The sequence below is a fragment of the Nocardia sp. NPDC004278 genome (assembly GCF_053602975.1).
Genome location: NZ_JBSGEQ010000003.1, coordinates 154713 through 180163 on the forward strand (window position 1 = coordinate 154713; position 25451 = coordinate 180163).

The window sequence follows — 25451 nt, forward strand, 5'->3', positions numbered from 1 at the left end:
CGCATTGCCATGGTTGTTCCGCCCTACTTCGACGTACCGCCGAAGGCCTATGGGGGCGTCGAGGCGGTTGTCGCCGATTTGGTCGATGCACTGGTTGCCCGCGGCCACGACGTGACCTTGTTCGGTGCCGGTGAACCCGGTACCAAGGCTAAATTCATCCCGGTCTGGGATCGCGCATTGCCCGAACGGCTCGGCGAGCCGTTCCCCGAAGTCGTCCACGCATTGAAGGTGCGAAGGGCGATCGAGCAGATCGCGAGCACCTCCGGGGTGGATCTGGTGCACGACCACACCTTTGCCGGACCGCTGAATGCCCCGGCCTATATGGGCCTCGGCCTCCCCACCGTGGTGACCGTGCACGGGCCGGTCGACGAGGGCGATTCCCGCCGGTACTACCGCGAATTGGGCCAGGAAGTGTCGCTGGTGGCCATCAGCGACCGGCAGCGCGAGTTGGCTCCGGATCTGAACTGGGTCGGTCGCGTACACAACGCCCTGCATGTCGATCAGTGGCCGTTCCAAGTGGAGAAGGGCGACTACGCACTATTCCTCGGGCGCTTCACCGAGGCCAAGGGGCCGCATTTGGCGTTGCAGGCCGCGCACGAGGCCGGTATTCCGCTGGTGCTCGCTGGCAAGTGCAGTGAACCGCCCGAGCAGGCGTTTTTCGAGAAAGAGGTGCGCCCGCTGCTGACCGAACGAGATCATCTGTTCGGCATGGCCGACGCAACGGCCAAGCGCAAACTGCTCGCGAATGCGCGCTGCCTGCTGTTCCCCATCAGGTGGGAGGAACCGTTCGGCATGGTGATGATCGAAGCGATGGTCTGTGGCACGCCGGTGGTCGCGTTGCGCGGTGGCGCGGTCGAGGAGGTCGTCATCGACGGTGTCACGGGCCGGATCTGCGATGATCCCGCCGAATTGCCCGCCGCGATAGAGGAAGTGCGCGATGTGGATCCGGCAGTGTGCCGCGCGCACGTCGAGGCGAACTTCGGCGCTGGTCCGCTGGGCCGCGGCTATGAGCAGGTCTATCACCGGCTCTTGCGTTCGCGGCGACAGACTCGTGCGGCACGATTGCTCGGGGAGACGATGCCGGTCCGGATTCCCGCGAGCGAACGAGTATGACCGCAGAAGTCGGCAGTACGCCGAGTCCCGCGCCGCTGAATGCCGGTGAGCCATCGGGATTCGGCGGCTGCGGGGGGTCGGTGACCTTGGTCGAGGGCGGCACCTTCTGTCTGTCGGACCGGCTCGGCGATGTCGAACCGGGGCGACCACACGGGCTGTTTTTCCGGGACACCCGCGTCATCTCCCGCTGGGAGTTGCTGGTGGACGGCAAACCCGCCGAATCGCTGTCGGTGCTGAGCCCTGAGGCGTTCGCCGCCAGATTTGTGCTGCGCCGACCGCCGCAGGCGGGAATGGCCGACAGCACACTGCTGGTGGTGCGCGAACGTCTCGTCGCCGACGGCATGCACGAGGTGCTGAGCCTGCAGAATATGGGCAGGGAGGCCACCGCGGTCGCCTTGGAACTGCATGTCGACGCCGATTTCATCGACCTGTTCGCGGTCAAGGAAGGCCGCGCCGCGCACGGTCGGGCCGAGGTCACGGTGGCCGAAGGGGAATTGCTGCTGCACGACCGCGCCGATCGGACCCGCGGGCTCTCGGTCTCGGCGACCGTCGAGCCCGTATTCCTGCCCGGAACGCTGATCTGGCGGGTTGTCGTGCCGCCAGGCGAAACCTGGCAGACCGAAATCGTGGCCCAGCCGACGGTTGGCAATCAGCGGGTGCAGGCGCCATTGGCGCCGGGGGAGCACCATGGTCTCAGTGCGCCGAGCCGGAAGATGGCGGCCTGGCGGCATACCGCGACGAAGATCACCGCGGTGGATCCGGTGCTCACTCAGGTGTTGCGGCGTTCGGAAAGTGACCTGGGCGCCTTGCAGATCCACGACGAAAGCGGCGAGAGCCGTCCATTCGTTGCGGCGGGTGCGCCGTGGTTCATGACCCTGTTCGGTCGGGACAGTCTGCTCACCGCGTGGATGGCGCTGCCGTTGGAAGTGGATCTCGCGCTGGGCACACTGCAGCAGTTGGCCGAACTGCAAGGTCAGAGCGTCGATCCGCTCACCGAGGAGGAGCCGGGACGGATCATGCACGAAATGCGCCGCGGCCCGGCCAGCGGGCATGTGCTCGGCGGCAGTACCTACTACGGAACCGCCGACGCCACCCCACTTTTCGTGATGCTGCTGGCGGAATGTCATCGGTGGGGTGCGGATCCGGAGGTGATCAAGGCGCTGCTGCCCGCTGCCGACGCCGGGGTGCAGTGGATCACCGAATTCGGCGACCGCGACGGCGACGGCTTCATCGAATACCGTCGCGCCACCGACCGCGGCCTGGCCAATCAGGGTTGGAAGGATAGTTTCGACGGAATCAACGATGCCGCAGGACATCTCGCGGAGGCGCCGATCGCGCTGTGTGAGGTGCAAGGTTATGCATATGCCGCATTGCAGGCCCGCGCGGAGTTGGCCGAGGCATTCGGCGACCTCAGTGCTGCGACTCGGTTGCGCGAGCGCGCCGCCGAACTGCGCGGCAAATTCGCCGAACAGTTCTGGCTGCCGGGCCGAGGGTGGTACGCGGTCGCGCTGGACGGCCGCAAACAGCACGTCGACGCCCTGACCAGCAATGCGGCGCAATGTCTCTGGACCGGCATCGCCAGTGACGAGCATGCCGCCCAACTCATCGAGCGGCTGGCGGGCCCGGAGATGGACACCGGCTTCGGGCTGCGCACGCTCGCCTCGACGATGGGCGCCTACAACCCGATGAGCTATCACTGCGGCTCGGTGTGGCCGCATGACACCGCGATCGCCGTTGCGGGTCTGCTGCGCTACCGGCACATACCGGGCGCGGTCGAGCTCGCCACCCGGCTCGCTTGCGGATTACTCGATGCGGCGGCGTCTTTCGGCGGTCGACTACCCGAGCTGTTCTGCGGATTTCCGCGCGACCAGTTCGCGGTTCCGGTCCCGTATCCGACCTCCTGCTCACCGCAGGCCTGGGCGAGTGCGGCTCCGCTGCTGCTGGTGCGTGCCTTCTTCGGCTTGGATCCCGACGTACCCGCCCGCACGCTTACCGTGCATCCGCAGCTGCCATCGGTATGGGGCAGGGTCGCGCTGAGCGATCTGAAGTTGGATTCGGTGACGGTCGATCTGGTCGCGGAGGGTGATCAGATCACTGCCGCGCGCGTGCCCGATGACTGGCAGTTGATCACCTGATGTGGATGAATCGCGCGGGATCGGGTATGCCAGCCATGTAATTGCCATGCTTCTCCACTGATACTCGCAGGCTGGAGGTGCACGATGCAGACATCACTGGATATCAGGGATCTGTGGATCACACAGCACCGTGATTGCAGCGCGGAGCCCATCATGGATCTGGATCTGGACCGGGCGCGGTTCATCTGTAGTACACACGCGGGGCACGGCCCGGAATGCCGTCAGTATCTCGCCGCCGCGGCGTTTTGTTTCGGTTGCGTCGAGGACAGCTGACGGAATGCGCGAAGCGCCCATTCCCGGTGTGATCCAGTGGATTCCGTTCGGGAATGGGCGCTCGTGCCGACGTTGGGCCTACCCGTGGAACGGGTACTTGCTGTCGAGGTCGATATTCAGTTCGACCACGTTGACGCGTGGTTCACCGAGGAAGCCGAGGGTTCGGCCGTCGGTATGCGCATCGATTAGTGCGCGTACCTGATCTGCGGAGATGTTGCGGGCCTTGGTGATTCGCGTCACCTGGATGGCGGCGTACTCCGGCGAGATGTGCGGGTCGAGGCCACTACCACTCGCGGTAACGGCATCGGTGGGGACAGGGGTGTCGGTCGAGGCGTCGCCGTAGATCGGGACGATCCGGCCGATGGTGTAGTCCTCGCCTGGTTTGGCGCATTCGACCTTGACACCTTTGTAGGTGTCGAGGAACGGTGTCGTCGGGCACGCCTCGTTGACGCTGACGACCTGCACCGGATGCGACACCTCGCCGTCGGCGTCGCGTGGTCCGATCACCGAGAGCACCGCGCCGACACCGTCATTGGTGCAGAACGGACGGCTGCCGTCGACCCCCTCACGGTCGCCGATCGCCTTGCTGCGCGAGCACACGGTAGAGAGCAGGCTCAACTTCACGTTCGCCGGATCCGCGTCGAGGGTGTCCACGATGCTCTCCGGGCCGAGGTTGCTCGCCGCGGTCGAGAGGGGGTCGTAGCCGTCACCCGCGGCCGACGGGCGGCTCTGGAAGTACTGCGCCAGCGCGTTGCCGTCTTTATCGGTGAACGACTGCCCGATCAGGCTGGAGCCGACGACCTTGCCGTCGACCGTGATCAGCGATCCGTCCGCCTTATCGTGCAGGCCGGGAATCTGGGCGACCGCGAAGACCGCAATGGGGTAGGCGATTCCGGTGATCGCGGTGAGTACCAGTAGCGCACGCAACGCGGCCAGGTGCTGCCGGATCCAAGTTGACATTCGCATATCAGGACATCCCGGGGAGGAGTTGGACAACGAGGTCGATGAGTTTGATGCCGATGAACGGTGCGACTATGCCGCCGAGGCCGTAGATCGTCAGGTTGCGGGTCAACAGTTTCGAGGCGTTGGTGGGGGTGTAGTTCACCCCGCGCAGCGCCAGCGGGATCAGCGCGATGATGACCAGCGCGTTGAAGATGACCGCCGACAGGATCGCCGATTGCGGGCTCGACAGACGCATGACATTGAGCAGGTCGAGGCCCGGGAACAGCGCCACGAACAACGCGGGAATGATCGCGAAGTACTTGGCGATGTCATTGGCGATCGAGAACGTGGTCAGCGCACCGCGGGTGATGAGCAGCTGTTTGCCGATCTCCACGATTTCGATGAGCTTGGTCGGATCCGAATCCAGATCCACCATATTTCCGGCCTCTTTGGCTGCGGAGGTGCCGGTGTTCATCGCGACACCGACATCGGCTTGGGCCAGTGCGGGGGCGTCGTTGGTGCCGTCACCGGTCATGGCGACCAGCCGACCGCCGTCCTGCTCCTTCTTGATCAGCGCCAGCTTGTCCTCCGGTGTGGCCTCGGCGAGGAAGTCGTCCACACCGGCCTCATCGGCAATCGCCTTGGCGGTCAACGGGTTATCACCGGTGATCATCACCGTGCGGATGCCCATGCGGCGCATTTCGTCGAAGCGCTCCCGCATGCCCTGCTTCACTACGTCTTTGAGGTGGATGACGCCGAGCAGCCGGGCTTTGCCGTTGTTGACCTCGCCGACGACGAGCGGGGTACCGCCCGAGGCGGAGATGCCGTCGACGATCACGCCGATCTGGTTGGGCACGTCCCCGCCTTGCGCGCGAACCCATTCCGTCACGGCGCTGGCTGCGCCCTTGCGCAGCTGGTGACCGTCGGCCAGGTCGACACCCGACATGCGGGTCTGGGCGGTGAATTCCACCCAGGTCGCGCCGGTCAGCTCGCCCGGGGTGCGCTCACGTTTGTTGAACGCCTGTTTCGCGTACACGACGATGGAGCGACCCTCGGGGGTTTCGTCGGCGAGGCTGGAAAGCTGTGCGGCATCGGCCAGTTCGTCATCCGGGATGCCGGGCATCGGTACGAATTCCGAGGCTTGGCGGTTACCGAGGGTGATGGTGCCGGTTTTGTCCAGCAGCAGGGTGTTCACGTCACCGGCAGCCTCGACGGCGCGTCCGGACATGGCGAGCACGTTGCGCTGGACCAGGCGGTCCATACCGGCGATGCCGATGGCCGACAGCAGCGCGCCGATGGTGGTCGGGATCAGACATACCAGCAGCGAGACCATCACGATTCCGGTGACGCCGTGCACATCCAGTGCCGAAGTATCGGGCACCCCTGGGTTGTTCGACTTGGCGAAGATCGCCAGCGGCTGCAGGGTGGTGACCGCGAACACGAAGATGATGGTCAAAGCCGCGAGCAGGATGTTCAGCGCGATCTCGTTCGGCGTCTTCTGCCGTGACGCACCCTCGACGAGGGCGATCATCTTGTCGATGAAGCTCGCACCCGGCTCCTGGGTGATCTTGACGACGATCCGGTCCGAGAGCACCGTGGTGCCGCCGGTGACCGCCGATCGGTCACCACCGGATTCCCGGATGACCGGTGCGGATTCGCCGGTGATGGCCGATTCGTCCACCGAGGCAATGCCGTCCACGACATCACCGTCACCCGGAATGACCTGGCCCGCCTCCACCACGACATAGTCGCCGCGTTGCAGCGCAGGAGCCCCGACGCTTTCCTCGACGATGCGCGCGCCGGGCGACCAGTTGACCAGTCGCCGAGCCATGGTGTCGGTCTTGGCTTTACGCAGCGTATCGGCTTGGGCCTTACCCCGTCCCTCCGCCACCGCCTCGGCCAGATTGGCGAAGATGACGGTGAGCCAGAGCCATACGACGATTGCCCAGGAGAAGAACGTCGGCTTGGTCAGCGCGAGCACGGTCGACCAGACCGCGCCGATCTCGACGATGAGCATGACCGGATTGCGCCACATGACGCGCGGATCGAGCTTCTTCACCGCGTCGGGAATGGACGTCAGCAGCATCTTCGGGTCGAGCACGCCCCGCTGGACGCCACGTTTGCGCTCGCGATTGTGGACCGATGCGGTGTTCGGTTCGGTTGCCGTAGTGGACATATCAGTGGATTCCTTCGGCGAGCGGCCCGAGTGCGAGTGCGGGCAGGAAGGTCAGCGCGACCAGGATCACGGTGACGCCGACGACCATGCCGACGAACTGCGGCCGGTGCGTCGGCAGTGTGCCGATCGATTCGGGGGTCTGTCCCTGTTGGGCGAGTGAACCGGCGAGGGCCAGTACGAAGATGATGGGCAGGAAGCGGCCGAAGACCATGGCCAGGCCCAGGGCGGTGTTGTACCACTCGGTGTTGCCGCTCAAGCCGGCGAAAGCGGAGCCGTTGTTGTTGGCTGCGGAGGTGAAGGCGTACAACACTTCCGAGAGTCCGTGTGGTCCGGAGTTGAGCATGCCGGCGCGTTGTCCGGGCATGGCCATCGCGGCGGCCGTGCCGACGAGCACGATGAGCGGGCTGATCAGGAAGTAGGAAGCGGCGAGTTTGATCTCGCGCGGGGTGATCTTCTTGCCGAGGTATTCCGGGGTGCGCCCGACCATGAGACCGGCGACGAAGACGGTGATCACCGCGAGGATGAGCATGCCGTACAGACCTGAACCGGTACCACCCGGTGCGACCTCACCCAGCTGCATATTGAACATGGTCATCATGCCGCCGAGGCTGGTGTAGGAGTCGTGGAAGGAGTCCACCGCACCGGTCGAGGTCAGCGTGGTCGCGGTCGCGAAGGTCGCGGAGTCCGCAACGCCGAAACGGGTTTCGACGCCCTCCAGGGATGCGCCGATCGCGGTCGGGACGGTGCCGTGGTGCTGCAACTGGAAGAAGTTCTGCAGGGTCACGCTGATCAGCGCGATCGTGCCCATCACCGCGACGATCGCGTAGCCCTGCTTCTTGCTGCCGACCATCCGGCCGAAGGTGCGTGGCAGCGAGAAGCTGATCACCAGCAGCAGGAAGATCTCCACCCAGTTGGTCCAGGTCGTCGGGTTCTCGAACGGGTGTGCGGAGTTGGCGTTGTAGAAGCCACCGCCGTTGGTGCCGAGTTCCTTGATCACCTCCTGGCTGGCCACCGGCCCGCCCGTGATCGTCTGCTCGGTGCCGTTGAGCGCCTGAGCGATCTGGTCGTGCAGGTGGAAGTTCTGGATCGCGCCACCGGCGACGAGCACGATCGCGAAAACGAACGCGATCGGCAGCAGAATGCGAATGGTGCCCCGCACCAGATCCACCCAGAAGTTGCCCAGATCACCGGTGTGCCTGCGGGCGAAGCCACGCACCAGCGCGACCGCCACCGCCATACCGACGGCCGCGGAGACGAAGTTCTGCACCGCGAGCCCGGCCATCTGCACCAGGTGGCCCTGGGTCGACTCACCGGAGTAGTTCTGCCAGTTCGTATTGGTGACGAAGCTGATGGCGGTGTTCCACGCCAGCGCCGGGGTCATCTCGGTGCCCGGATCGTTGAGATGCAGTGGGAGTTTGCCCTGGATCAGCTGGAATAAGAACAGAAACAGCACGCTGACCGCGGAGAACGCCAGCACGCTGCGGGCGTAGACGCCCCAGGTCTGTTCGACCTCGGGGTGCACACCGATGGCCTTGTAGATGACCCGCTCGGCGCGGGCGTATTTCTTGGCGCTGTAGACCCGGAACATGTAGTCGCCGAGCGGCACATGAACCAGGGCGAGCGCGATGATCAGGGCCGCCAGGAAGGCGATCCCCGCTGTGGTCGTGTTCACCTAGAACCTCTCGGGGAAAAGCAGCGCCGCCACCATGTAGATCGCGACGAGGACGGCCAGAATCAAACCGATCAGGTTCGCGATCACAGTTTTTCCACCCCCCGCTGGACCAGACCCAGCAGCGCGAAGATCGCCACGGTGAGCACCGTGAACACCACGACAGACATTTACACAACCTCCAATGGCGCTCCCTGTACGGAGCGCGACAGGGTGAGTCAAGCGGTCATTCGAGCTGGTGCCGAGTGTGTTTACGGGTCCTTAGCGGACGATTGGAGAGCATTGACGGTTCATTTACGCGAACCGTTCGGGCACGGTTGAAAGGATGCCGTCAAGGTCGGCCGACAAGCCGTCAACACACCGTAAAGATCGAGTTGAAGGGGGCATACGGGAGTAGAAAGTCAAGGTCCGGCCATGCGGAGCAATCCAGTGCGGCCGGGGTTCTGTCGGTTGGTGAAAGGGTCGTCATGTCGGCTGTCGCGGTCGCGGTGATCATCGGATTTGTGCTGTGCGCGCTGGCCATCCGCGCGCTGTCGACGGTGTTGGAGGGGCGCGATGCGCGGGCATGGCAATCCGCTGCCGCGACAAACCCGCTACGGATCTCCGGCGACACGCCGTGGCGCGCGATGATAAAAGAGTGAAACGCGGCCAACTGCGCATCTACCTCGGTGCGGCCCCGGGAGTCGGTAAGACCTACGCGATGTTGGGCGAGGCCCATCGCCGACTCGAACGCGGCCGCGACGTGGTAGCTGGGGTGGTGGAGACACACGGTCGGGCCAAGACCGCCGAGCTGTTGGCAGGTATCGAGCGGATTCCGCCGCGCATGGTGGCCTACCGCGGCACCACGCTGCCCGAACTCGATGTGGCGGCGGTGCTGCGGCGTCAGCCCACGGTGGTGCTGGTCGACGAACTCGCCCATACCAATGCGCCCGGCAGCAAACATGAGAAGCGCTGGCAGGACGTCGAGGATTTGCTGAACGCGGGGATCGATGTGATCTCGACGGTCAATGTGCAGCATCTGGAGAGCCTCAACGACGTCGTCGAGCAGATTACCGGCATCCAGCAGAAGGAGACGGTGCCCGACGCCGTGGTGCGCAGTGCCGACCAGGTCGAACTGGTCGACATCACACCGGAGGCATTGCGGCGCAGGCTGTCCCACGGCAATGTCTACGCCGCGGACCGGGTCGATGCGGCACTGCGCAACTACTTCCGGCCGGGTAACCTCACCGCGCTGCGCGAGTTGGCGCTGCTATGGCTGGCCGACCAGGTCGACGCCGCCCTGGCGAAATATCGTGCCGACCACAAGATCACGGATCTGTGGGAGGCGCGCGAACGCGTCGTCGTCGCGGTGACCGGCGGTCCGGAGTCGGAGACCGTGGTGCGCCGGGCCAGCCGGATTGCGACCAAATCCAGTGCCGAGCTGATGCTCGTGCATGTGGTGCGCGGCGATGGACTGGCGGGTGTGTCGGCAGAGCGGCTGGCTCGATTGCGCGAACTGGCCGCCAGTCTGGACGCGTCGCTGCATACGGTCACCGGTGATGATGTGCCGAATACGCTGCTGGAGTTCGCCCGCGAGGTGAACGCGACGCAGTTGGTGCTCGGCACGTCGCGGCGCTCGCGCTGGGCGCGCATGCTCGACGAGGGCATCGGCTCCGCGGTGGTGCAGGCCTCCGGCAAGATCGACGTGCACATGGTCACGCATGAGGAAGCTCACCGTGGCATGCGCCGCTACTCGCTGATGCCGCGGCAGCCGATCCGCGCCTGGCTGGCGGCCGTCCTGGTGCCGATGCTGGTCTCGGTCATCTGCTCCTTGGTCGACGGTTATCTCGAACTCGGCGGTCTCAGCGCGCTGTTTTTCATCGGCGTCGTCGCGGTCGCGCTGCTGGGTGGCGTTGTCCCCGCGGCACTGTCGGCGTTGCTGTCGGGCATGCTGTTGAACTGGTTCTTCGTCGAGCCGCGCTACAGCCTCACGATTGCCGAACCGGACAGTTTCGTCACGGTTGTGGTGTTGCTGATCGTGGCGGTGGCGGTCGCGGCGCTGGTGGATGTGGCCGCCAAGCAGACCCGCCAGGCGCGCCGGGCCTCCCACCAGGCCGAGTTGCTGACACTGTTCGCCGGTGCCGTGTTGCACGGAGCGGATCTGCCCAATCTGCTGGAACAGGTCCGCGAGACCTATGGTCTGCGCGCGGTCAGCATGCTGTGCGGCGATGAGGTGATCGCCGCGGTCGGCACCAGTCCGCCGCAGCGCGCATCGGAGGCCGAGACCGCCATCCAGGCAGGCGATGCGACGAGCTGGTTGCTGCTGGCAGGACGCCCACTGGCCGCAACCGACCGACCGGTCCTCAACGCGGTCGCCAACCAGGCGGCCGGATTGGTCCGGCAATCCCGGCTCGCCGAGGAGGCCAGCGCCGCCGCGGCATTGCTCGAGGCCGACCGGTTGCGTCGGGCGCTGCTGTCCGCGGTGAGCCACGACCTGCGCACACCGCTGGCCGGGGCCAAGGCCGCGGTGTCCAGCCTGCGCAGCGACGACATCGAGTTCTCGCCCGAGGACACCGTCGAATTGCTGGAAACGATCGAGGAATCGGTGGATCAGCTGACCGCGCTCGTCGGCAATCTGCTCGATTCGTCGCGCCTGGCGGTCGGTGTCGTACAGCCGCAGTTCCGTCGGGTGTATATGGACGAGGTGGTGCACCAGGCCCTGGTGAGCGTCGGGATGGGCGCGCGCGGGCTGCGGCGGGCGGCCATGGATCGGGTGAAGGTGGAGGTCGGCGAGGTCTCGGTGCGGGCCGACAGCGGTCTGCTCGAGCGCGTGCTCGCCAATTTGATCGATAATGCGCTGCGGCATTCGACGCGCGACACACCCGTGCGGGTGACCGCGGAACGTGACGGCGACCGCGTGTCGATCGCCGTGATCGATGTCGGCCCCGGTGTGCCGCCGGGGGCCGAGGAGCAATTGTTCGAGCCGTTCCAGCGGCTCGGCGATCGCGACAACACCACCGGAGTCGGGCTAGGCCTGTCGGTGGTGCGCGGATTCGTCGAGGCGATGGGCGGCACTGTGCACGCCGAACCGACACCGGGCGGAGGATTGACCATGATCGTGGACCTGCCTGCCGACGAAACCGAAGTGAGCGGCCGATGATGATCACAACCGATGTGGAAGCACCGCTGCCCCGGACCGCACAGGAAGTCGTGATGACCGACAAGAAGCAGGATGCACCGTCGACCAAGGTGCTGGTGGTCGATGACGAACCGCAGATCGTGCGCGCCCTGCGCATCAACCTGTCGGTGCGCGGCTATGAGGTGATCACCGCGGGCACCGGTGCCGCCGCACTGCGCGCGGCCGCCGATAAGCATCCCGATGTGGTCATCTTGGATCTCGGCCTGCCGGATATGGACGGTATCGAGGTATTGGCCGGGCTGCGCGGCTGGACCGCCGCCCCGGTGATCGTGCTCTCGGCGCGGACCGATTCGACCGACAAGGTGGAGGCGCTGGACGCCGGCGCGGACGACTACGTCACCAAACCGTTCGGTATGGACGAACTGCTGGCGCGGCTGCGGGCCGCGGTCCGGCGCGGTGCCACCGATACCGATGCCGCCGATCCGGTGGTGGTGACCTCCTCGTTCACCGTCGACCTCGCCGCGAAGAAGGTCACCAAGAACGGTGAGCCGGTGCATCTGACCCCGACCGAGTGGGGGATGCTCGAGATGCTGGTGCGCAATCGGGGCAAGCTGGTCGGGCGGCGTGAACTGCTGCGCGAGGTGTGGGGACCGTCGTATGCCACCGAAACCCATTATCTGCGGGTATATCTCGCGCAGTTGCGGCGCAAGCTCGAGGTTGATCCGTCGAATCCGAAGCATCTGCTGACCGAGGCGGGTATGGGATACCGCTTCCAGGAATAGCGACGGTAGCGGCAGCTGTTGCGAGCGACATGACAACTGATTTCGGAAGAACATGGGTAACTCGTCGGGTACGCCCAAGACCCGACCAGGCACACGACGCAGGACCTGAGCGGGACTCGAGGGGCACCCAACTGGTATGGCCTGAATATTCGGAGAGGCGGAACTGGCAGGATCGAAACCATGGCTGACCAGACCACCGCATCCGCGACCCCGACCAGCGCGCCCGCCGCGACCGAGCCGACCACGCTGTGGGTCGAGCGCACCGGGACCAGGGCGTACACCGGCCGCAGCTCGCGCGGTGCCGAGGTATTGATCGCATCGCAGGGCGTACCGGGTGCGTTCACCCCGGGTGAGCTGCTGAAGATCGCCCTGGCGGGCTGCTCCGGACTGAGCGCGGACGTCCCGCTCGCGCGCAAGCTGGGTGACAGTTTCGACGCGACCATCCGCGTCTCCGGCGACGCCGACCGCGAGAACGAGGTGTACCCGCAGCTCGACGAGGTGTTCGAACTCGACCTCAGCGACCTGGACGAGCAGGCGCGGGAGCGGTTGCTGGTCACTGTCCAGCGCGCCATCGACAAGGTCTGCACCGTCGGCCGGACGCTGAAGGCGGGTGCCAAGGTGACACTGACCTTCGATATCGAGGCGTGATGGCGGCGCCGCACCCGGAACAGGTCCGGCTGAGCGCGTGGGTGCACGGTTACGTGCAGGGCGTTGGCTTCCGCTGGTGGACTCGTTCGCGGGCGCTGGCGCTCGGTGTGGTCGGATATGCCACCAATTCGCGCGACGGCCGGGTGCATGTGGTGGCGGAGGGGCCGCGACCCGCATGCGAAATGTTGCTGGATCTCTTGCGTTCGGGTGATACACCTGGTCGGGTTGACCTGGTTGTGGAAAGCTGGGAACCCCCGCGGGGCGATTTGTCCGGATTCGAGGAGCGTTAGTGGTAGGTGCGACGACCCAGGGACGTGATCGTTGAGTACGGGGGGTCCGGGTACGGGAGACGATGCGGAGCAGTCCGGTGCGCCCGATTCGGCGCCGGGCGCTGATGCCGCTGGATCGCGGTCGGCCGCACCGGAATCCGCACCGGGCGTCGTACCTTCGGCACCGGCCGCCGGTGCATCATCAACCGGGGCGGGATCAGAGCCGAGTCCAGCCGACTCCGCGGCAGCTCCCGGCTCCGCAGGCTTCGAATCAGAAACACCCGCACCGGTACCGCCGGGCACCGAACCCCGTCGGCTCGGAACACCGCCGCGAGCGGGCAGCATCCAGCGCCAAGAGCCCGGAGTAACCCAGCCTCGTCCGCCGACGGTGGCCGAGGCGCGGGCGCGGGACAAGGCCCGCAAGCGCGCCGAAGAGGCGCAGCAGGCCGCCGCGGCCGCCGCCGAGCACAAGAAGCGCACCCGCAAGCGCGTGCTCATCGGCGGTGTCGCCATCGTCGGTGTCGCGGGATTGGTCGGCGGTGGCTACCTCGCCTACAACGCGCTGACCAAGCCCGACGAGGTGACCGCATACTGCACCGTGATCGATCAGAACGGTCAGGAGATCGTCACACCCGACGACCAGTGCGAGACGGCCTCGAACGCCGTCGGGTCCGGGTCGGGCGGCGCGCACCTGCTCAGCAACGGGATATTCATCTACAACGGCAGCCAATACCGCTACTACTACGGCGGCAACAATACCGTCGGCAAACCGCCGACGGGCGGAACCACGGTGCAGCCCAAGGGCGCTCAGATCACGACCAAGAGCGGCAGCACCGTTACCCGCGGCGGCCTCGGCACCAGTAGCAAGAGCGGCGGCGGTGGTTCGTAATGCGGCGAGTACGGAGTGCCCCACGAGCGGGGTGGCAGCAGATCATCGAAGGGCAGGGGCTGGTCTACGGCGCACCGGGACGGGATGCGAGTGGTCTGCCCCGGCCGTACTGGGACGAATCGGTGCACTACGAATTCGAGATGTCGGAGATTCTCGCGCTGGAGGCCGATGTCGAATTGCTGCATTCGATGTGCCTGAATGCGGTCGAGCAGGTGGTGCTCACCGAGCGGTACAAGGATTTCGGTCTGCCCGAGTGGAGTTGGGGGCCGATCGCCGAATCATGGCGGCGAAGTGACCCACATGTCTACGGGCGCTTCGATCTGAGATATGACGCGCGCCGTCCCGCAAAACTGTTGGAGTACAACGCCGATACGCCGACGTCACTGCTCGAGGCCGCAATTGTGCAGTGGCACTGGCTGACCGCGCTGTATCCCGATGGTGATCAGTGGAATTCACTGCACGAGAAGCTGGTCGAGCGCTGGACCGAGCTGCGCGACATCCTGCCCTCGTCACAACTGCACTTCACCTGGTCCGGGGCGGATGCCACCGGCGAGGACAATGTCACCACCGCGTATATGCAGGAGACCGCCGCCGAGGCCGGATTCGACACCATCGCGCTGCCGATCGAGGAGGTCGGATTCGATAGCGAGCTGGAGCGTTTCGTCGATCTGGCCGAGGGCTCGATCGATGCGATCTTCAAGCTCTATCCGTGGGAGTGGGTGCTCGACGACGATTTCGGCAAGCGGGTGGTCGCGAGTCTGCCGCAGACCATGTGGATCGAACCGCTGTGGAAGACATTGCTCAGCAATAAGGCGATTCTCGCGGTGTTGTGGGAGATGTACCCCGGACATCCGAATCTGCTGCCCGCCTACCTCGATCAGCCCAATGAGCTCACCGAATACATCCGCAAGCCGAAACTCGGGCGCGAGGGCGCGAATATGACCATTGTCGGCGCGGGGCTGGAGACCGCGACGGGCGGGGTCTATGGCGAAGAGGGTTTCGTCTACCAATTGCTGGACCCGCTACCGGAATTCGACGATATGCGTCCCGTTCTGGGTGCCTGGATCGTCGGTGACAATGCGGCCGGACTCGGCATCCGCGAGACCGCGGGATTGATCACCGACGATGGCTCCGCCTTTGTCCCACACCGCATTACGCAATAAGCCAGCACGCGACCTCACCTCGGAAGGATCACGATGACCGCAGTTGCCCTCGAATCGGGTTACTGGAACTCGCTCGGCACCGGCGTCGGAGCCATCATCCTCTACGCCATTGTCGGCTTGGCCCTTATGCTCGTCGGCTTCTACGCCATCGATCTGACCACACCCGGCAAACTGCGCGCGCTGGTCGCCGCGGGTAAGCCCAATGCCATTATCGTCACCGCCGCGGGCATGGTCAGCATGGCCCTCATCGTGGTGCTCGCGACCTACGCCTCGGCGGGCAAACTGTCCGAGGGGCTCATTGCCGCCAGCGTCTATGGGTTGGTCGGCATTGTCGCGCAGGTGATCTCGGTCCGGGTCATCGAGCGGGCACTCGGCATCGATATCGGTGCGGCGCTGGCGGCCGATGCCTACACCACCGAAGTTCTCGTGGTGGCGGCGGCGCACTTCGCGCTCGGTTTGGTCGTCGCCTTCGCCATTCTGTAGTTCGGTCCGCCCGGTCGCGCGAGTACGCCGCTGACAATCGGCGACCGGCCTGCGGTCCAGCTGTATTGGGCGCAGTCGGATTACTTCTGCGACATCGCATTCGAGGTGGCTCGGAATCCGCAGTCCGGCCTGGCCGCGGGAACCGTGACATTCGAGGCTTCGGTGCACGAGAACGGTAGGCGGCCCGAATTATGTGCGGAGCTGAAGCGCGTAGCGAATACCGTGGTGGGGGCTGCTCCTCCTGGTAGATGAAGCACGCGCCGTGGGGTGATCAGTTGTCGTAGGAGGCGACGCCTATGGGGCCTACGCCGATGCAGAGGTCGAGGCCGGGGGTGCGGGGACTGATTCGGAGGGTGGAGCCGCTGCCGGTTACGCGGATGTAGACGGTGTTCAGGCCGGTTCGGACGGAGGCGGGGACTGGGGCGCCGTGTTCGAAGGAGACGGTTATGCGGTCGTCTCGGTTGGCGAGGTAGTTGAGTTGGACGGTCCATTCGTGTTCGAGCATGGGGCCGTCGATCAGGATGTCGGTCGGTTGGGGGCCTCGAACTCGGTAGCCGCAGTTGGAGTCCGGACCGGGCAGGATGCTGCGGTTCCACCAGACGGCCGCTTCGACGATCGTGCCGCTGTCGGTGATCATGCGCAGATGTGTTGTCGAATCGGCGAAGGTGGTGCCGGACGCGAGCGGTGCGAGGACGCGGCTGGTCAGATTCTGGGGGTATGTCGTCGGGTTCAGGACCGTCCACGGCACTTCCTGTTCGAGCAGGGGTGCGCCGTCGGAGTGGGACAGCGCCGACTTCACGTTGGTGACATAGGTTTTGGTCGGGTTTATCTGCCATGAGCGCACGAAGGTGGTTGTGGACCAGAGGCTGCTCACGAGGAACAGCACCGTCAGTGCGGCGGTGGTGCGCGGACCGAGCCGCAACGCGTAGGTGCGGCCACACAAGCTGGACAACAGCAAACGGGCGCGGCCACGTGGCCAGAAACGCGAGTAGTGCGCATCGGCGTCAGGGCCGGGAACCAACACGGGCGCCTGGTCACGCAACACGGGTACGTTGTCACGCGGGCGGGCGCGCAACACGTCACGCGGGCGGGCACGCAATATCAGCGCACCCGCCGCGGTCAACACCACCGCCATATCGGCGAAGTAGCGCAGGGACTGCAGCAGTTCGCCCGCGGTATTCGGCCCACTGCGGGCCAGCGCCACCGGCACTTGGGCCACCAGCACATATACCGCCGTCGCTACCCACACCGGCCCGATACGAAGCCGGGCACGTATCGACAGCACCGCCAGGGCCGACAAACAGACCCACGCGAACACCACCGCCCAGCCCGGCGGATTCGCCCACGGCGTCGACGGCAGCCAGCGCTCCCAGCTCCACGGTCCGCCGAACAGTGTCGGCACAATGCCCAATGATGTTGCGCCGGGCAGCAACTCGCGCAGTTCCCCCGGACTGCTGTGCAGCGCCGAAACATTCACGACCGTGAGATATCCGGCCAGCCAACAGAGCAGCACCACACCGGATCCGGCCCACAGCGCCGCGCCACGCCGTACAACCACGCGGATCGCGGATCCGAGACCATCGACGTGGCGGGTGAGTACGGCAACGGCGAAGGCGGCAAACGGGACGATTGCCGACTTCTCGAAGAATAGCAGCGCTACTGCGAACACCACGGTCCCCGATAGCGCGTACCGGCGCCGACCGCTGTCGGTCAGCCGCACCGCATCGCCGATCACCCAGGCGAGGGCGAATTGCAGCGGCAGCGCATTGAGGGCGGCGGCCCACCATGCGTATGCCGGCAGTGTCAGCGGGCAGAACAGGTAGAACACCAGCGGGACCAGGATCGCCCAGCGCGCGCCGACCAGCACGATCAGCATCCGGAGCACCGCCACCGACGCCCCGAGTTGCAGGACCAGCAGCGACAGCACCGGCCCCGCCCAGGTCAACGGCGCCAGCGCGGTCACCACCCAGGCCGTAGCGAAGGCCAGCGGCATGAAATGTCCATCGTGGTTGTACAGCAGCAGATCCGTCGACCAGAGCGGATAGGTTCCCGCCCGGCCGACCAGAATGAGGTCGTCCCAGTAGAAGTAACCGCTATCGGCCACCCAGTAGCGAACTGCCAACTGCAGCAGGATGAGACATCCGGCCGCGACGACAACCGGCCGGACCGGCCCGATCATTCGCGAGGTCTGCGGGGACGGGACGTCGGCGCGCTCCGGGAGGGCGACGGTGTCCATGACATCCCACCGTAGCGTCGCCGGGCTGGCGAATCCCGATCAAACGCCGAGTGCGCGGGCCAGATGCGGCCAGGAATCGTGCAGGTCGGTCTCGAACTGACCCCAGGTATGCGACCCTTCGGGCCGGTTGACGTGGACGACCGGTAGCCCGAGCTCGCGGAGTCGGTCGGCGAACGCGTCCGTGCACGAGCTGGCGATCGCCTCGATCGGCGGGAAGCCGAGCCCGCCCGCATCGATCGGGCCCGGGGTGCCGGTGGCGGCCGACAGGTAGATCGTCTTGCCCGTCAGCGCGGCGGCATTGGTGAATGCGTCGTGCACCCGCCAAATTCCTTGGCCCAGCTCGCCCCACATATTGACCGGATTGGCGCCACCGCGGATCACCTGAGCACTGATCATCGCCACCCCGAGCGCGTCCGAGGTCCACGGGCAGCCGCTGTAGGCCGCCACCGCGCTGTACACATCGGGTGACTGAATCGCCAGGTCGACCGCGGATCCCGCACTCATCGACACACCCGCGATCGCATTGCGACCGGTGCTGCCCAGCCGGGGGTCGAGGACCGCGGGGAGTTCCCGGGAGAGGTAGGTCTGCCACCGGTTGCGGCCGACCGCCGGATCGTCAGTGAGCCAGTCGGTGTACATGCTGTAGGCCCCGCCGATCGGCATCACCACATTGACATGCTTGTCCGCGAAGAACTGCCGGACATCCGTATCGTCCCACCATGAGATGCCGTCGGTGCCACCGCCGATACCGGTGAGCAGGTACAGCGTCGGTGCCGGACCGCCCGCGGCCCGGATCACCCTGTTGCTCACCACCCGGTCCATCGCGGGCGAATAGATATCCACCCGCGATACCGATCCGTCCAGCGGAGCGTCATCGACCACATGCGGCGCCGCGACGGCAGGGCGAACGGTCAGAACAGAAATCGCGAAACCGGCCACCAGCACACTCACGAGCGAGGCCAAATACTTTGAAGCCCTCACGATTCCGTAATACCACAGCGGATCGATACGCAAACCCGATGTGCGACACCATCATCCGTGTGACACGGCGGAAGGCTCGAGCAGTGCCCGGCTGCCGACCGCGACCACACGTCAGTTGGTGTGGCGCCCGAATCGGCCGGATTCGAAACCGGCCAGCATCCGGAAGGCGAGCACCGCACCCCACGGGCCGATGACCCAGATCGGCCACGGGTAGGTGAATTCACCGACGCTGATCGAGATCGCGCCCCAGATGGCGAGCACCAGCACGCTGACGCCGAGCCACGATGTGCCTTCGATCTGCTGCCAGATCGGGAAGCGCGCGGTCGAATTCTTCTGTACTGCAGACTCTTTCGGCAGTTTCGGCAGATCCGACAGCACCAGTTGCAGATCGTCGCGCACTCCGGTCTCGTAAACACGGGCGACACGCTGATCGTATTCGGCGAGGTCGATCCGACCATCGGCCATATGCCGCCCGAGCAGCCGCACAACCTTCTCGCGCTCCACATCGGAGGCCCGAGTACCAGGCGAGATTTCCATGTCAGGTCCTAACAGCTAGATCCATATTCCACATTGGAAGATGAAATCAGAATGCACCCTCCATTGTGGAATGTCAAGCCTGTTCCTGGCGCAGCGCGTCAGTGCGATGTCAGAACCCGATCCACGCTTGCCCGGCTCAGGGCCTGCCGGGTCTGTTGGCCACCGGGCAAGCCGCGTTCGCAGGCCCGGCCGATGTGGGGGCTGGGCGGTGGGTGGCGAGATTTATCTGCGGCGACGACGTTGGGGTGGTTCGGTCCATCGCTGGCTCTGCGATTCGGACGTGTGCGGCCAAGGGGATTCGGGGTGGTTGGCGCTGGATAGGGCATGACGGTGCGCGCCGGAGTTTTCGGTTCGGGGGCGCGGCGCGATGTTGCGGTGGTGCACGTCCGGTGTCTCGGGCCAGTTGTCCGGGGTTTCGGTATTGCGAGAGTGTGAGTCGTCGCGGCGTCGGTTCGCTGGGTCCGCGCGGCGATCGTTCGATGGCGCGTAGCCGGGTGTGTCCGATCGCGCATGGCGGGACGCCTGGGGTTGGTTCTGGTGGTCGCTCGGCGGTACATCCCACCCGTCGCTCGGTGGTTCGTTCCAGCGGGCGCTCGGCTGCGCCTCCCACCGGTCGCTCGCCGGGGCATCCGAGTGGGAGTTCGGGGGTGTATTCCAGCGGTCGCTCGATGGATCGCTTCGGCGGTCTCTCGATGGTGTGTCCCAGTCGCTGCTCACCGGTGCGTCCCAGCGATCGCCCAGTGCTTCGTTGTGGCGTTCGCTCGATGGTGCGTCCCAACGGTCACCAGGTGGTTCGTGCCAGCGGGTGTTGGGTGGCTCGTCGAAGTCGTCGTCGAGTGGTGCGTCCCAGCGGTCGCTCGCGGGTGCATATCGCTGGGTTTTCGGCGGCTGGTTGCGTCTTCGTGCTGGGAGTTCGCCGCGGCGTGCGGCCGGTTGGTCGGCGCGGTCATCGGCCGAGGGGGTGGGGCGGCGTTGGTCGGCGAGGGCTCTGCGGCGCGTGGGCGTTGGTGCGCTTTGTTCGGGTGCTGGCTCGCGGCCGCGGCCCGAACGTTCAGGCCGATCGTGGTCTGCGGCGCGGGTTCGTCGGTGTGGCGATGTGGTGCGTCGCGTGCTCGTCAGTTCTTGTGGTCCGGTGAATTCGCCGGACGGTGGGGCGTCCCGATCATGGTCGGCGATTTCGGGTTCGGGGTTGATGACCGGCAGGACGCGCGTGGTGCGGCTGGAGGAGTCGCCGCGTTCGCGGAAGGCAGCGGGAATGCCCTGGTTGTGCAGCCAGGCGCCGGGGTCGTAGCGATCCCGGCGATCCCAGTGCGGAACCGTGCGTTCCAGGAGTTCGAGCAGGTCACCCTGGCCGCCGAGGGCGGCGCGGATGGCGGGGAAGGTACCCGCGCGGAAGGCCCAGTCCCATTCGTACGCGGGGTGGGTGCCGCTGGAATCGTGGCCGTGGAAGACCAGGTCGCCGGAGCGGGTGATGCGGGCGCGCACCGATATGCCATCGGATTCGATGAGGAAGCCGCGGATCTCGGTGCGGGCGCGGAGTACCGCGTGGTCGGCGGCTCGCACCTCGAACCAGGCGGTTATCAGGCCGGTCAGGGCGAGCACGGCGGCGATGGCGAGTTGGGTCCATACATCGGACAGATCGCTTTTCCGGCTGACCTCACATGCGTAGAGAAAGACCAGACTGCCCGCGACCAGCGTGGCGATGCGGGTCAGCCGCAGCGTCGTCGCATGACGGACCAGACCGAGCACGGTGCTGGTCTTGGCCGATGGCATGCGCTGCACTCCCCGACGAACGTTTCCCTGGCGAATCAGACTGGATCGTATGCGTCCCGGGAGTTCGGCGATAGCGCAAGCGTGATCCGATTGATTCAGCCGGGAATGATCGCCCTCGAGGTTGCGGAACCGGCCGTCGGCAGTGGGCTATCGCGGCAGCTCGAACCAGGCGGATTATCGCCGAGTTGTTCACTGCCGCAGCGAATTTCGACTGCCATACTGTTCACGGTCGTGGGTTCGATGTCGGTCCGCGATATTCGCGCGGGTCGGCAGATCGCTTGTCCATGGGACACGCAGCAGCCAAGGCGGATGCCGTCGTCGAGGTGGTTGCGGAAGCGATGCAGGATCGCCCGCCACACCACCGCGAGCCCCTGCTCGAGCAAACCCAGAGCACATTGAAATACTGGATATCGCGGGGCGAGTCGATACCCTACGAGTGTCCAGGGTGGGGCACCGATAGCATGGCTGGTCGCTCCATGGGACGGCGTATGTCCGACCACCGCGCACGGAAGGGTCGTCGAATTTGCACCTGAAGAGTCTGACGTTGAAGGGATTCAAGTCCTTCGCGTCCGCGACGACCTTGCGCTTCGAACCGGGCATCACCTGTGTGGTCGGCCCGAACGGTTCTGGCAAATCCAATGTCGTCGATGCGCTCACCTGGGTGATGGGCGAACAGGGTGCGAAAGCGCTGCGCGGCGGCAAGATGCAGGACGTCATCTTCGCCGGTACCTCCGGCCGGGCGCCGCTCGGGCGCGCCGAGGTCACGCTGACCATCGACAACTCCGACGGTGCGCTGCCGATCGACTACGCCGAGGTTTCCATCACCCGGCGCATGTTCCGCGACGGCGCGGGGGAATACGAGATCAACGGCAGCTCCTGCCGTCTGATGGATGTGCAGGAACTGCTCAGCGACTCCGGCATCGGCCGGGAAATGCACGTCATCGTCGGACAGGGCCAACTGTCCGCCATCCTGGAATCTCGCCCCGAGGACCGCCGCGCCTTCGTCGAGGAAGCCGCCGGTGTGCTCAAGCATCGCAAGCGCAAGGAGAAGGCGGTCCGCAAACTGGAGGCGATGCAGGCCAACCTCGCCCGCCTCACCGACCTCACCACTGAACTGCGCCGCCAGCTCAAACCGCTCGGTAGACAGGCCGAGGTGGCCCGCCGCGCCCAGACCGTGCAGGCCGACCTGCGTGACGCGCGCCTGCGCCTGGCCGCCGACGATCTGGTCACCCGGCGCAACGAGCTGGAGAGCCAGCAGAGCAAAGAGGCCTACGCCCGCGAGCAGCAGATCACCGTGCAGACCGAACTCGACGCAGCGAATGCCGCACTGGCGCAGCAGGAGTTCCAGCTTTCCCGGCTGACCCCGAGCGCCGAGGCCGCCGCGCAGATCTGGTTCCAGCTGTCCGCACTGGCCGAGCGCGTCAATGCCACCATCCGCATCGCGGGCGACCGGGCCCGCAACCTGCACACCGAACTGCCTGTCGGCAGCGGCCGCGATCCCGAGCAGCTCGAGGCCGAGGCCGACCGCGTGCAGGCCGAGGAGGCCGAACTGCGCGAGGCCGTCGAGATCGCGGCCGAAACCCTGGAGGCGGCACGCGACGCACTCGCCGAACGCGAGCAGGCCGCCAAGGCTGCCGAACAGGCGCATCTGGCCGCGGTGCGCGCCATCGCCGACCGGCGCGAGGGGCTGGCCCGGCTCTCGGGTCAGGTCGAGACCCTGCGCACCAGGTCGCAGTCGGTGGATGCGGAGATCACCCGGCTGACCGTCGCGATCGGTGAGGCCCGGCAGCGCGGCGAGGCGGCCCAGACCGAATTCGATACCGTCCAAGGCGAACTCGGTGAACTCGAGGCCGGTGAGGCGGGTCTGGACGCCCAGCACGAGCATGCGGTGCAGGCGCTCGCACTGGCCGATCAGCGCGTCACCGAACTGCGTGAACAGGACCGCGACGCCAGCAAGCGGGTTGCCTCGCTCGGCGCCCGCATCGAAGCGTTGGGCATGGGCCTGGCACGCAAGGACGGCGCGGCCTGGCTGGTCGAGAATCGCGCGCAGGGACTGCTCGGCCCGCTGTCCGGGCTGATCCGGGTGCACGGTGGTTTCGAGGCCGCGGTCGCCGCGACCCTCGGTCCACTCGCTGACGCCGTTGCCGCCGACACCGGAGACTCCGCCCATGCCGCGGTGCGCGCGCTGAAGGAGGCCGACGGCGGTCGCGCCGCGCTCGTGTTCGATGCTCACGGCGGTTCGCTGAGGTCCAACGGTGCATTGCCCGGTGCGGCCCGCTGGCTCGCCGACGTGGTGGACGGCCCGGATAGCGTGCGCGGCGCCATTGCCGCACTGACCGCCGGTGTCGCGGTGGTCGACGATCTCGCCGCCGCAGCCGAACTGGTCCGCGCCCGGCCGGAATTGCGTGTGGTCACTCGCGACGGCGATCTCACCGGAACCGGTTGGGTGCTCGGCGGATCCGATCGCGCACCGAGTCAGCTGGAGATCCAGGCCGATATCGACGCCGCCAAGGCCGATCTGATCGCCGCCGAGCGCCGCGCCGAGGAACTCGAGGCGGCTCTCTCCGGTGCGCTGGCCGAACAGGCCGACCGCAAGGATGCCGTCGACCAGGCGTTGCTCGCACTGCACGAATCCGATCAGGCCCTGGTGGTGATCTACGACCGGCTCGGCAGGCTCGGCGAGGTGGCGCGCACCGCCCAGGCCGACGTCGACCGGCTTACCGGTCAGCGCGCGGAAACCGAATCGGGTCGGGACGAGGCGCTGGCGGCGCTGGCCGATCTCGAAGAACGGCTGCGCCGTACCGAGCTCGAATCCGATGTCGACGACGGTATGGGCATGGCGGGTACTGAATCGGCGGGTCGCGACCGGGAGGAGGCCGCCGCCGCACTGGCCGAGGCCCGATCCATGGAGGTCGAGGCCCGCCTGGCGGTGCGCACCTCCGAGGAGCGTGCGGAATCGGTTCGCGGCAAAGCGGATTCGCTGCGCCGGGCGGCCCGCGCCGAACGCGAGACCAGGGCCCGTGCCGAACGTGCCCACGCCGCACGCAAACAGGCCGCCGCCGTCGCCGCCGCCGTTGCCGAATCCGGTGCGAAGGTCGCCGCCGAACTGGAATCCGTTGTGGCCCAAGCGGGTGCGCGCCGCGACGAACTGGTGCGCCGTCGCACCGAATGCGCCGCCCAGGTCGAGCAGGTCAAGGAGCGGGCCCGGGCGCTGACCACCCAGCTGGCCCAGCTCACCGACGCGGTGCACCGAGACGAGGTCGCCAAAGCCCAAGCGGCACTGCGTATCGAGCAGATCGAGGCGACCATCGCCGAACAGTTCGGCATCGCGCTGTCGGATCTGATCGCCGAGTACGGTCCGGATGTGCCGCTGCCGCCGTCGGATCTGGAGTGGCAGGAATACGAGCAGGCCAAGGAGCGCGGTGAGCAGGTCAGTGCGCCGACGCCGATGCCCTATGACCGCAAGACCCAGGAACGCCGCGCCAAACGCGCCGAGAAGGATCTGACCACCCTGGGCAAGGTGAATCCGCTTGCGCTGGAAGAGTTCGCGGCACTAGAGGAGCGCTACAACTTCCTCGCCACCCAGCTCGAGGACGTCAAGGGCGCGCGCAAGGATCTGCTGGATGTGGTAGCCGAGGTGGACGCGCGCATCCTGCAGGTTTTCACCGAGGCGTATGAGGATGTCGAACGCGAATTCGTCGGCGTCTTCGCCAAGCTGTTCCCCGGCGGCGAGGGCAGGCTGGTACTCACCGACCCGTCGGACATGCTGACCACCGGTATCGAGGTGGAGGCGCGCCCACCCGGCAAGAAGGTCAAGCGGCTGTCGCTGCTATCGGGTGGCGAGAAGTCGCTGACCGCGGTCGCGCTGCTGGTGGCCATCTTCCGCGCCCGACCCTCACCGTTCTATGTGATGGACGAGGTCGAAGCCGCGCTGGACGATACCAACCTGCGCCGCCTCATCGGTCTGTTCGAGCAGCTGCGCGAGAAGAGTCAGCTGATCGTCATCACCCACCAGAAGCCGACCATGGAGATTGCCGACGCCCTCTACGGCGTCAGCATGCGCGGGGACGGTATTACCCAGGTGATCAGTCAGCGCCTGCGCGGGGAGAATCTGGCTCCGGTGGGTGCGGCGGCGGGCTGAGCGGGGCAATCGCGCACATCCGGGAGGCGGAAGCACGGCGTTACGGGGTGGTCGAACGATTGATCGGGCCGATTTGCTCACAAAGCCGTTGTGATCGTGGCCTTTTCGATTTCCCGTTGTTGC

The 25451-nt window shown here is 66.2% G+C and carries 20 protein-coding genes; 12 read left to right on the plus strand and 8 right to left on the minus strand.

Translation table 11 applies throughout. From position 1 onward, the window contains the following. Positions 1-9 precede the first annotated feature (9 nt). From ACWEO2_RS05660 to ACWEO2_RS05670, 3 genes are all read left to right on the plus strand, one after another. A complete protein-coding gene (locus ACWEO2_RS05660) occupies positions 10-1113 on the plus strand; it encodes a glycosyltransferase family 4 protein (RefSeq protein WP_452404515.1) in 1104 nt (367 codons plus the stop codon). Beyond that, on the plus strand, positions 1110-3248 hold the full coding sequence (locus ACWEO2_RS05665) for an amylo-alpha-1,6-glucosidase (RefSeq protein ID WP_452404280.1): 2139 nt from the start codon (positions 1110-1112) through the stop codon (positions 3246-3248). The genes ACWEO2_RS05660 and ACWEO2_RS05665 overlap by 4 nt, the downstream gene beginning before the upstream one ends. 84 nt (positions 3249-3332) lie before the next feature. Beyond that, a complete protein-coding gene (locus ACWEO2_RS05670; RefSeq protein ID WP_354957095.1) occupies positions 3333-3521 on the plus strand; it encodes a hypothetical protein in 189 nt (62 codons plus the stop codon). A 78-nt stretch (positions 3522-3599) separates the two neighbouring features. Here ACWEO2_RS05670 and ACWEO2_RS05675 read toward each other — a convergent pair whose 3' ends face one another. From ACWEO2_RS05675 to ACWEO2_RS05690, 4 genes are read right to left on the minus strand one after another with little or no spacing between them, the layout of a single operon-like run. Next, on the minus strand, positions 3600-4487 hold the full coding sequence (locus ACWEO2_RS05675) for a potassium-transporting ATPase subunit C (RefSeq protein ID WP_452404281.1): 888 nt from the start codon (positions 4485-4487) through the stop codon (positions 3600-3602). 1 nt (position 4488) lies between these two features. Beyond that, positions 4489-6639 carry a potassium-transporting ATPase subunit KdpB gene (kdpB, locus tag ACWEO2_RS05680; protein ID WP_452404282.1) on the minus strand — a complete coding sequence of 717 codons (2151 nt, stop codon included), beginning with the start codon at positions 6637-6639 and terminating at the stop codon, positions 4489-4491. A 1-nt stretch (position 6640) separates the two neighbouring features. After that, the gene (gene kdpA / locus ACWEO2_RS05685; protein WP_452404283.1) at positions 6641-8311 is read right to left on the minus strand and encodes a potassium-transporting ATPase subunit KdpA; all 1671 of its coding nucleotides are present in this window, start codon (positions 8309-8311) and stop codon (positions 6641-6643) included. Next, positions 8312-8398 carry a potassium-transporting ATPase subunit F gene (locus tag ACWEO2_RS05690; RefSeq protein ID WP_355177861.1) on the minus strand — a complete coding sequence of 29 codons (87 nt, stop codon included), beginning with the start codon at positions 8396-8398 and terminating at the stop codon, positions 8312-8314. Positions 8399-8775: 377 nt separating this feature from the next. On the opposite strand from ACWEO2_RS05690, the gene ACWEO2_RS05695 reads away from it, so the two are divergent. The 8 genes from ACWEO2_RS05695 to ACWEO2_RS05730 all read left to right on the plus strand — a co-directional run bounded on the left by ACWEO2_RS05695 (position 8776) and on the right by ACWEO2_RS05730 (position 15660). Next, positions 8776-8949 (plus strand): hypothetical protein, encoded by a 174-nt coding sequence (locus tag ACWEO2_RS05695; protein ID WP_452404284.1) that lies wholly within the window; start codon positions 8776-8778, stop codon positions 8947-8949. Next, positions 8946-11447 carry an ATP-binding protein gene (locus ACWEO2_RS05700; RefSeq protein WP_452404285.1) on the plus strand — a complete coding sequence of 834 codons (2502 nt, stop codon included), beginning with the start codon at positions 8946-8948 and terminating at the stop codon, positions 11445-11447. The genes ACWEO2_RS05695 and ACWEO2_RS05700 overlap by 4 nt, the downstream gene beginning before the upstream one ends. Before the next feature lie 53 nt (positions 11448-11500). Next, complete coding sequence (locus ACWEO2_RS05705) at positions 11501-12208, plus strand: response regulator (protein WP_355177863.1); 708 nt, start codon at positions 11501-11503, stop codon at positions 12206-12208. 180 nt (positions 12209-12388) lie between these two features. Beyond that, positions 12389-12856, plus strand: coding sequence for an OsmC family protein (locus ACWEO2_RS05710; RefSeq protein ID WP_354957102.1), 468 nt, complete (start codon positions 12389-12391; stop codon positions 12854-12856). After that, positions 12856-13146 carry an acylphosphatase gene (locus tag ACWEO2_RS05715; protein WP_354957103.1) on the plus strand — a complete coding sequence of 97 codons (291 nt, stop codon included), beginning with the start codon at positions 12856-12858 and terminating at the stop codon, positions 13144-13146. The genes ACWEO2_RS05710 and ACWEO2_RS05715 overlap by 1 nt, the downstream gene beginning before the upstream one ends. A 367-nt stretch (positions 13147-13513) precedes the next feature. Further along, the gene (locus tag ACWEO2_RS05720; protein ID WP_452404286.1) at positions 13514-14014 is read left to right on the plus strand and encodes a hypothetical protein; all 501 of its coding nucleotides are present in this window, start codon (positions 13514-13516) and stop codon (positions 14012-14014) included. Further along, positions 14014-15177, plus strand: coding sequence for a glutathionylspermidine synthase family protein (locus tag ACWEO2_RS05725; RefSeq protein WP_452404287.1), 1164 nt, complete (start codon positions 14014-14016; stop codon positions 15175-15177). The genes ACWEO2_RS05720 and ACWEO2_RS05725 overlap by 1 nt, the downstream gene beginning before the upstream one ends. A 33-nt stretch (positions 15178-15210) precedes the next feature. Then, complete coding sequence (locus ACWEO2_RS05730) at positions 15211-15660, plus strand: DUF350 domain-containing protein (RefSeq protein ID WP_452404288.1); 450 nt, start codon at positions 15211-15213, stop codon at positions 15658-15660. A gap of 271 nt (positions 15661-15931) precedes the next feature. On the opposite strand, the gene ACWEO2_RS05735 is transcribed toward ACWEO2_RS05730, so the two are convergent. The 4 genes from ACWEO2_RS05735 to ACWEO2_RS05750 form a co-directional block, all read right to left on the minus strand. Continuing rightward, positions 15932-17896, minus strand: a complete 1965-nt coding sequence (locus ACWEO2_RS05735) for a hypothetical protein (protein WP_452404289.1) — start codon at positions 17894-17896, stop codon at positions 15932-15934. A 39-nt stretch (positions 17897-17935) separates the two neighbouring features. Continuing rightward, positions 17936-18877, minus strand: a complete 942-nt coding sequence (locus ACWEO2_RS05740; protein WP_452404290.1) for an alpha/beta hydrolase — start codon at positions 18875-18877, stop codon at positions 17936-17938. Between the two features lie 111 nt (positions 18878-18988). Beyond that, positions 18989-19414, minus strand: coding sequence for a DUF1707 SHOCT-like domain-containing protein (locus ACWEO2_RS05745; RefSeq protein WP_355177440.1), 426 nt, complete (start codon positions 19412-19414; stop codon positions 18989-18991). A gap of 222 nt (positions 19415-19636) precedes the next feature. Beyond that, positions 19637-21187, minus strand: coding sequence for a hypothetical protein (locus tag ACWEO2_RS05750; protein ID WP_452404291.1), 1551 nt, complete (start codon positions 21185-21187; stop codon positions 19637-19639). 523 nt (positions 21188-21710) lie between these two features. Between ACWEO2_RS05750 and smc the strand changes: the two genes are divergently transcribed. Then, on the plus strand, positions 21711-25328 hold the full coding sequence (smc, locus tag ACWEO2_RS05755) for a chromosome segregation protein SMC (protein ID WP_452404292.1): 3618 nt from the start codon (positions 21711-21713) through the stop codon (positions 25326-25328). Positions 25329-25451 lie beyond the last annotated feature (123 nt).

Excerpts from the sequence above, each read along its gene's own strand:
- ACWEO2_RS05735 (WP_452404289.1), bottom strand. The coding sequence starts at position 17,896 with ATGGACACCGTCGCCCTCCCGGAGCGCGCCGACGTCCCGTCCCCGCAG.
- kdpB (WP_452404282.1), bottom strand. The coding sequence starts at position 6,639 with ATGTCCACTACGGCAACCGAACCGAACACCGCATCGGTCCACAATCGC.
- ACWEO2_RS05665 (WP_452404280.1), top strand. The coding sequence starts at position 1,110 with ATGACCGCAGAAGTCGGCAGTACGCCGAGTCCCGCGCCGCTGAATGCC.
- ACWEO2_RS05725 (WP_452404287.1), top strand. The coding sequence starts at position 14,014 with ATGCGGCGAGTACGGAGTGCCCCACGAGCGGGGTGGCAGCAGATCATC.
- ACWEO2_RS05670 (WP_354957095.1), top strand. The coding sequence starts at position 3,333 with ATGCAGACATCACTGGATATCAGGGATCTGTGGATCACACAGCACCGT.
- ACWEO2_RS05730 (WP_452404288.1), top strand. The coding sequence starts at position 15,211 with ATGACCGCAGTTGCCCTCGAATCGGGTTACTGGAACTCGCTCGGCACC.
- ACWEO2_RS05705 (WP_355177863.1), top strand. The coding sequence starts at position 11,501 with ATGACCGACAAGAAGCAGGATGCACCGTCGACCAAGGTGCTGGTGGTC.
- ACWEO2_RS05745 (WP_355177440.1), bottom strand. The coding sequence starts at position 19,414 with ATGGAAATCTCGCCTGGTACTCGGGCCTCCGATGTGGAGCGCGAGAAG.
- ACWEO2_RS05715 (WP_354957103.1), top strand. The coding sequence starts at position 12,856 with ATGGCGGCGCCGCACCCGGAACAGGTCCGGCTGAGCGCGTGGGTGCAC.
- ACWEO2_RS05710 (WP_354957102.1), top strand. The coding sequence starts at position 12,389 with ATGGCTGACCAGACCACCGCATCCGCGACCCCGACCAGCGCGCCCGCC.
- ACWEO2_RS05660 (WP_452404515.1), top strand. The coding sequence starts at position 10 with ATGGTTGTTCCGCCCTACTTCGACGTACCGCCGAAGGCCTATGGGGGC.
- ACWEO2_RS05750 (WP_452404291.1), bottom strand. The coding sequence starts at position 21,187 with ATGCCATCGGCCAAGACCAGCACCGTGCTCGGTCTGGTCCGTCATGCG.
- ACWEO2_RS05675 (WP_452404281.1), bottom strand. The coding sequence starts at position 4,487 with ATGCGAATGTCAACTTGGATCCGGCAGCACCTGGCCGCGTTGCGTGCG.
- ACWEO2_RS05695 (WP_452404284.1), top strand. The coding sequence starts at position 8,776 with ATGTCGGCTGTCGCGGTCGCGGTGATCATCGGATTTGTGCTGTGCGCG.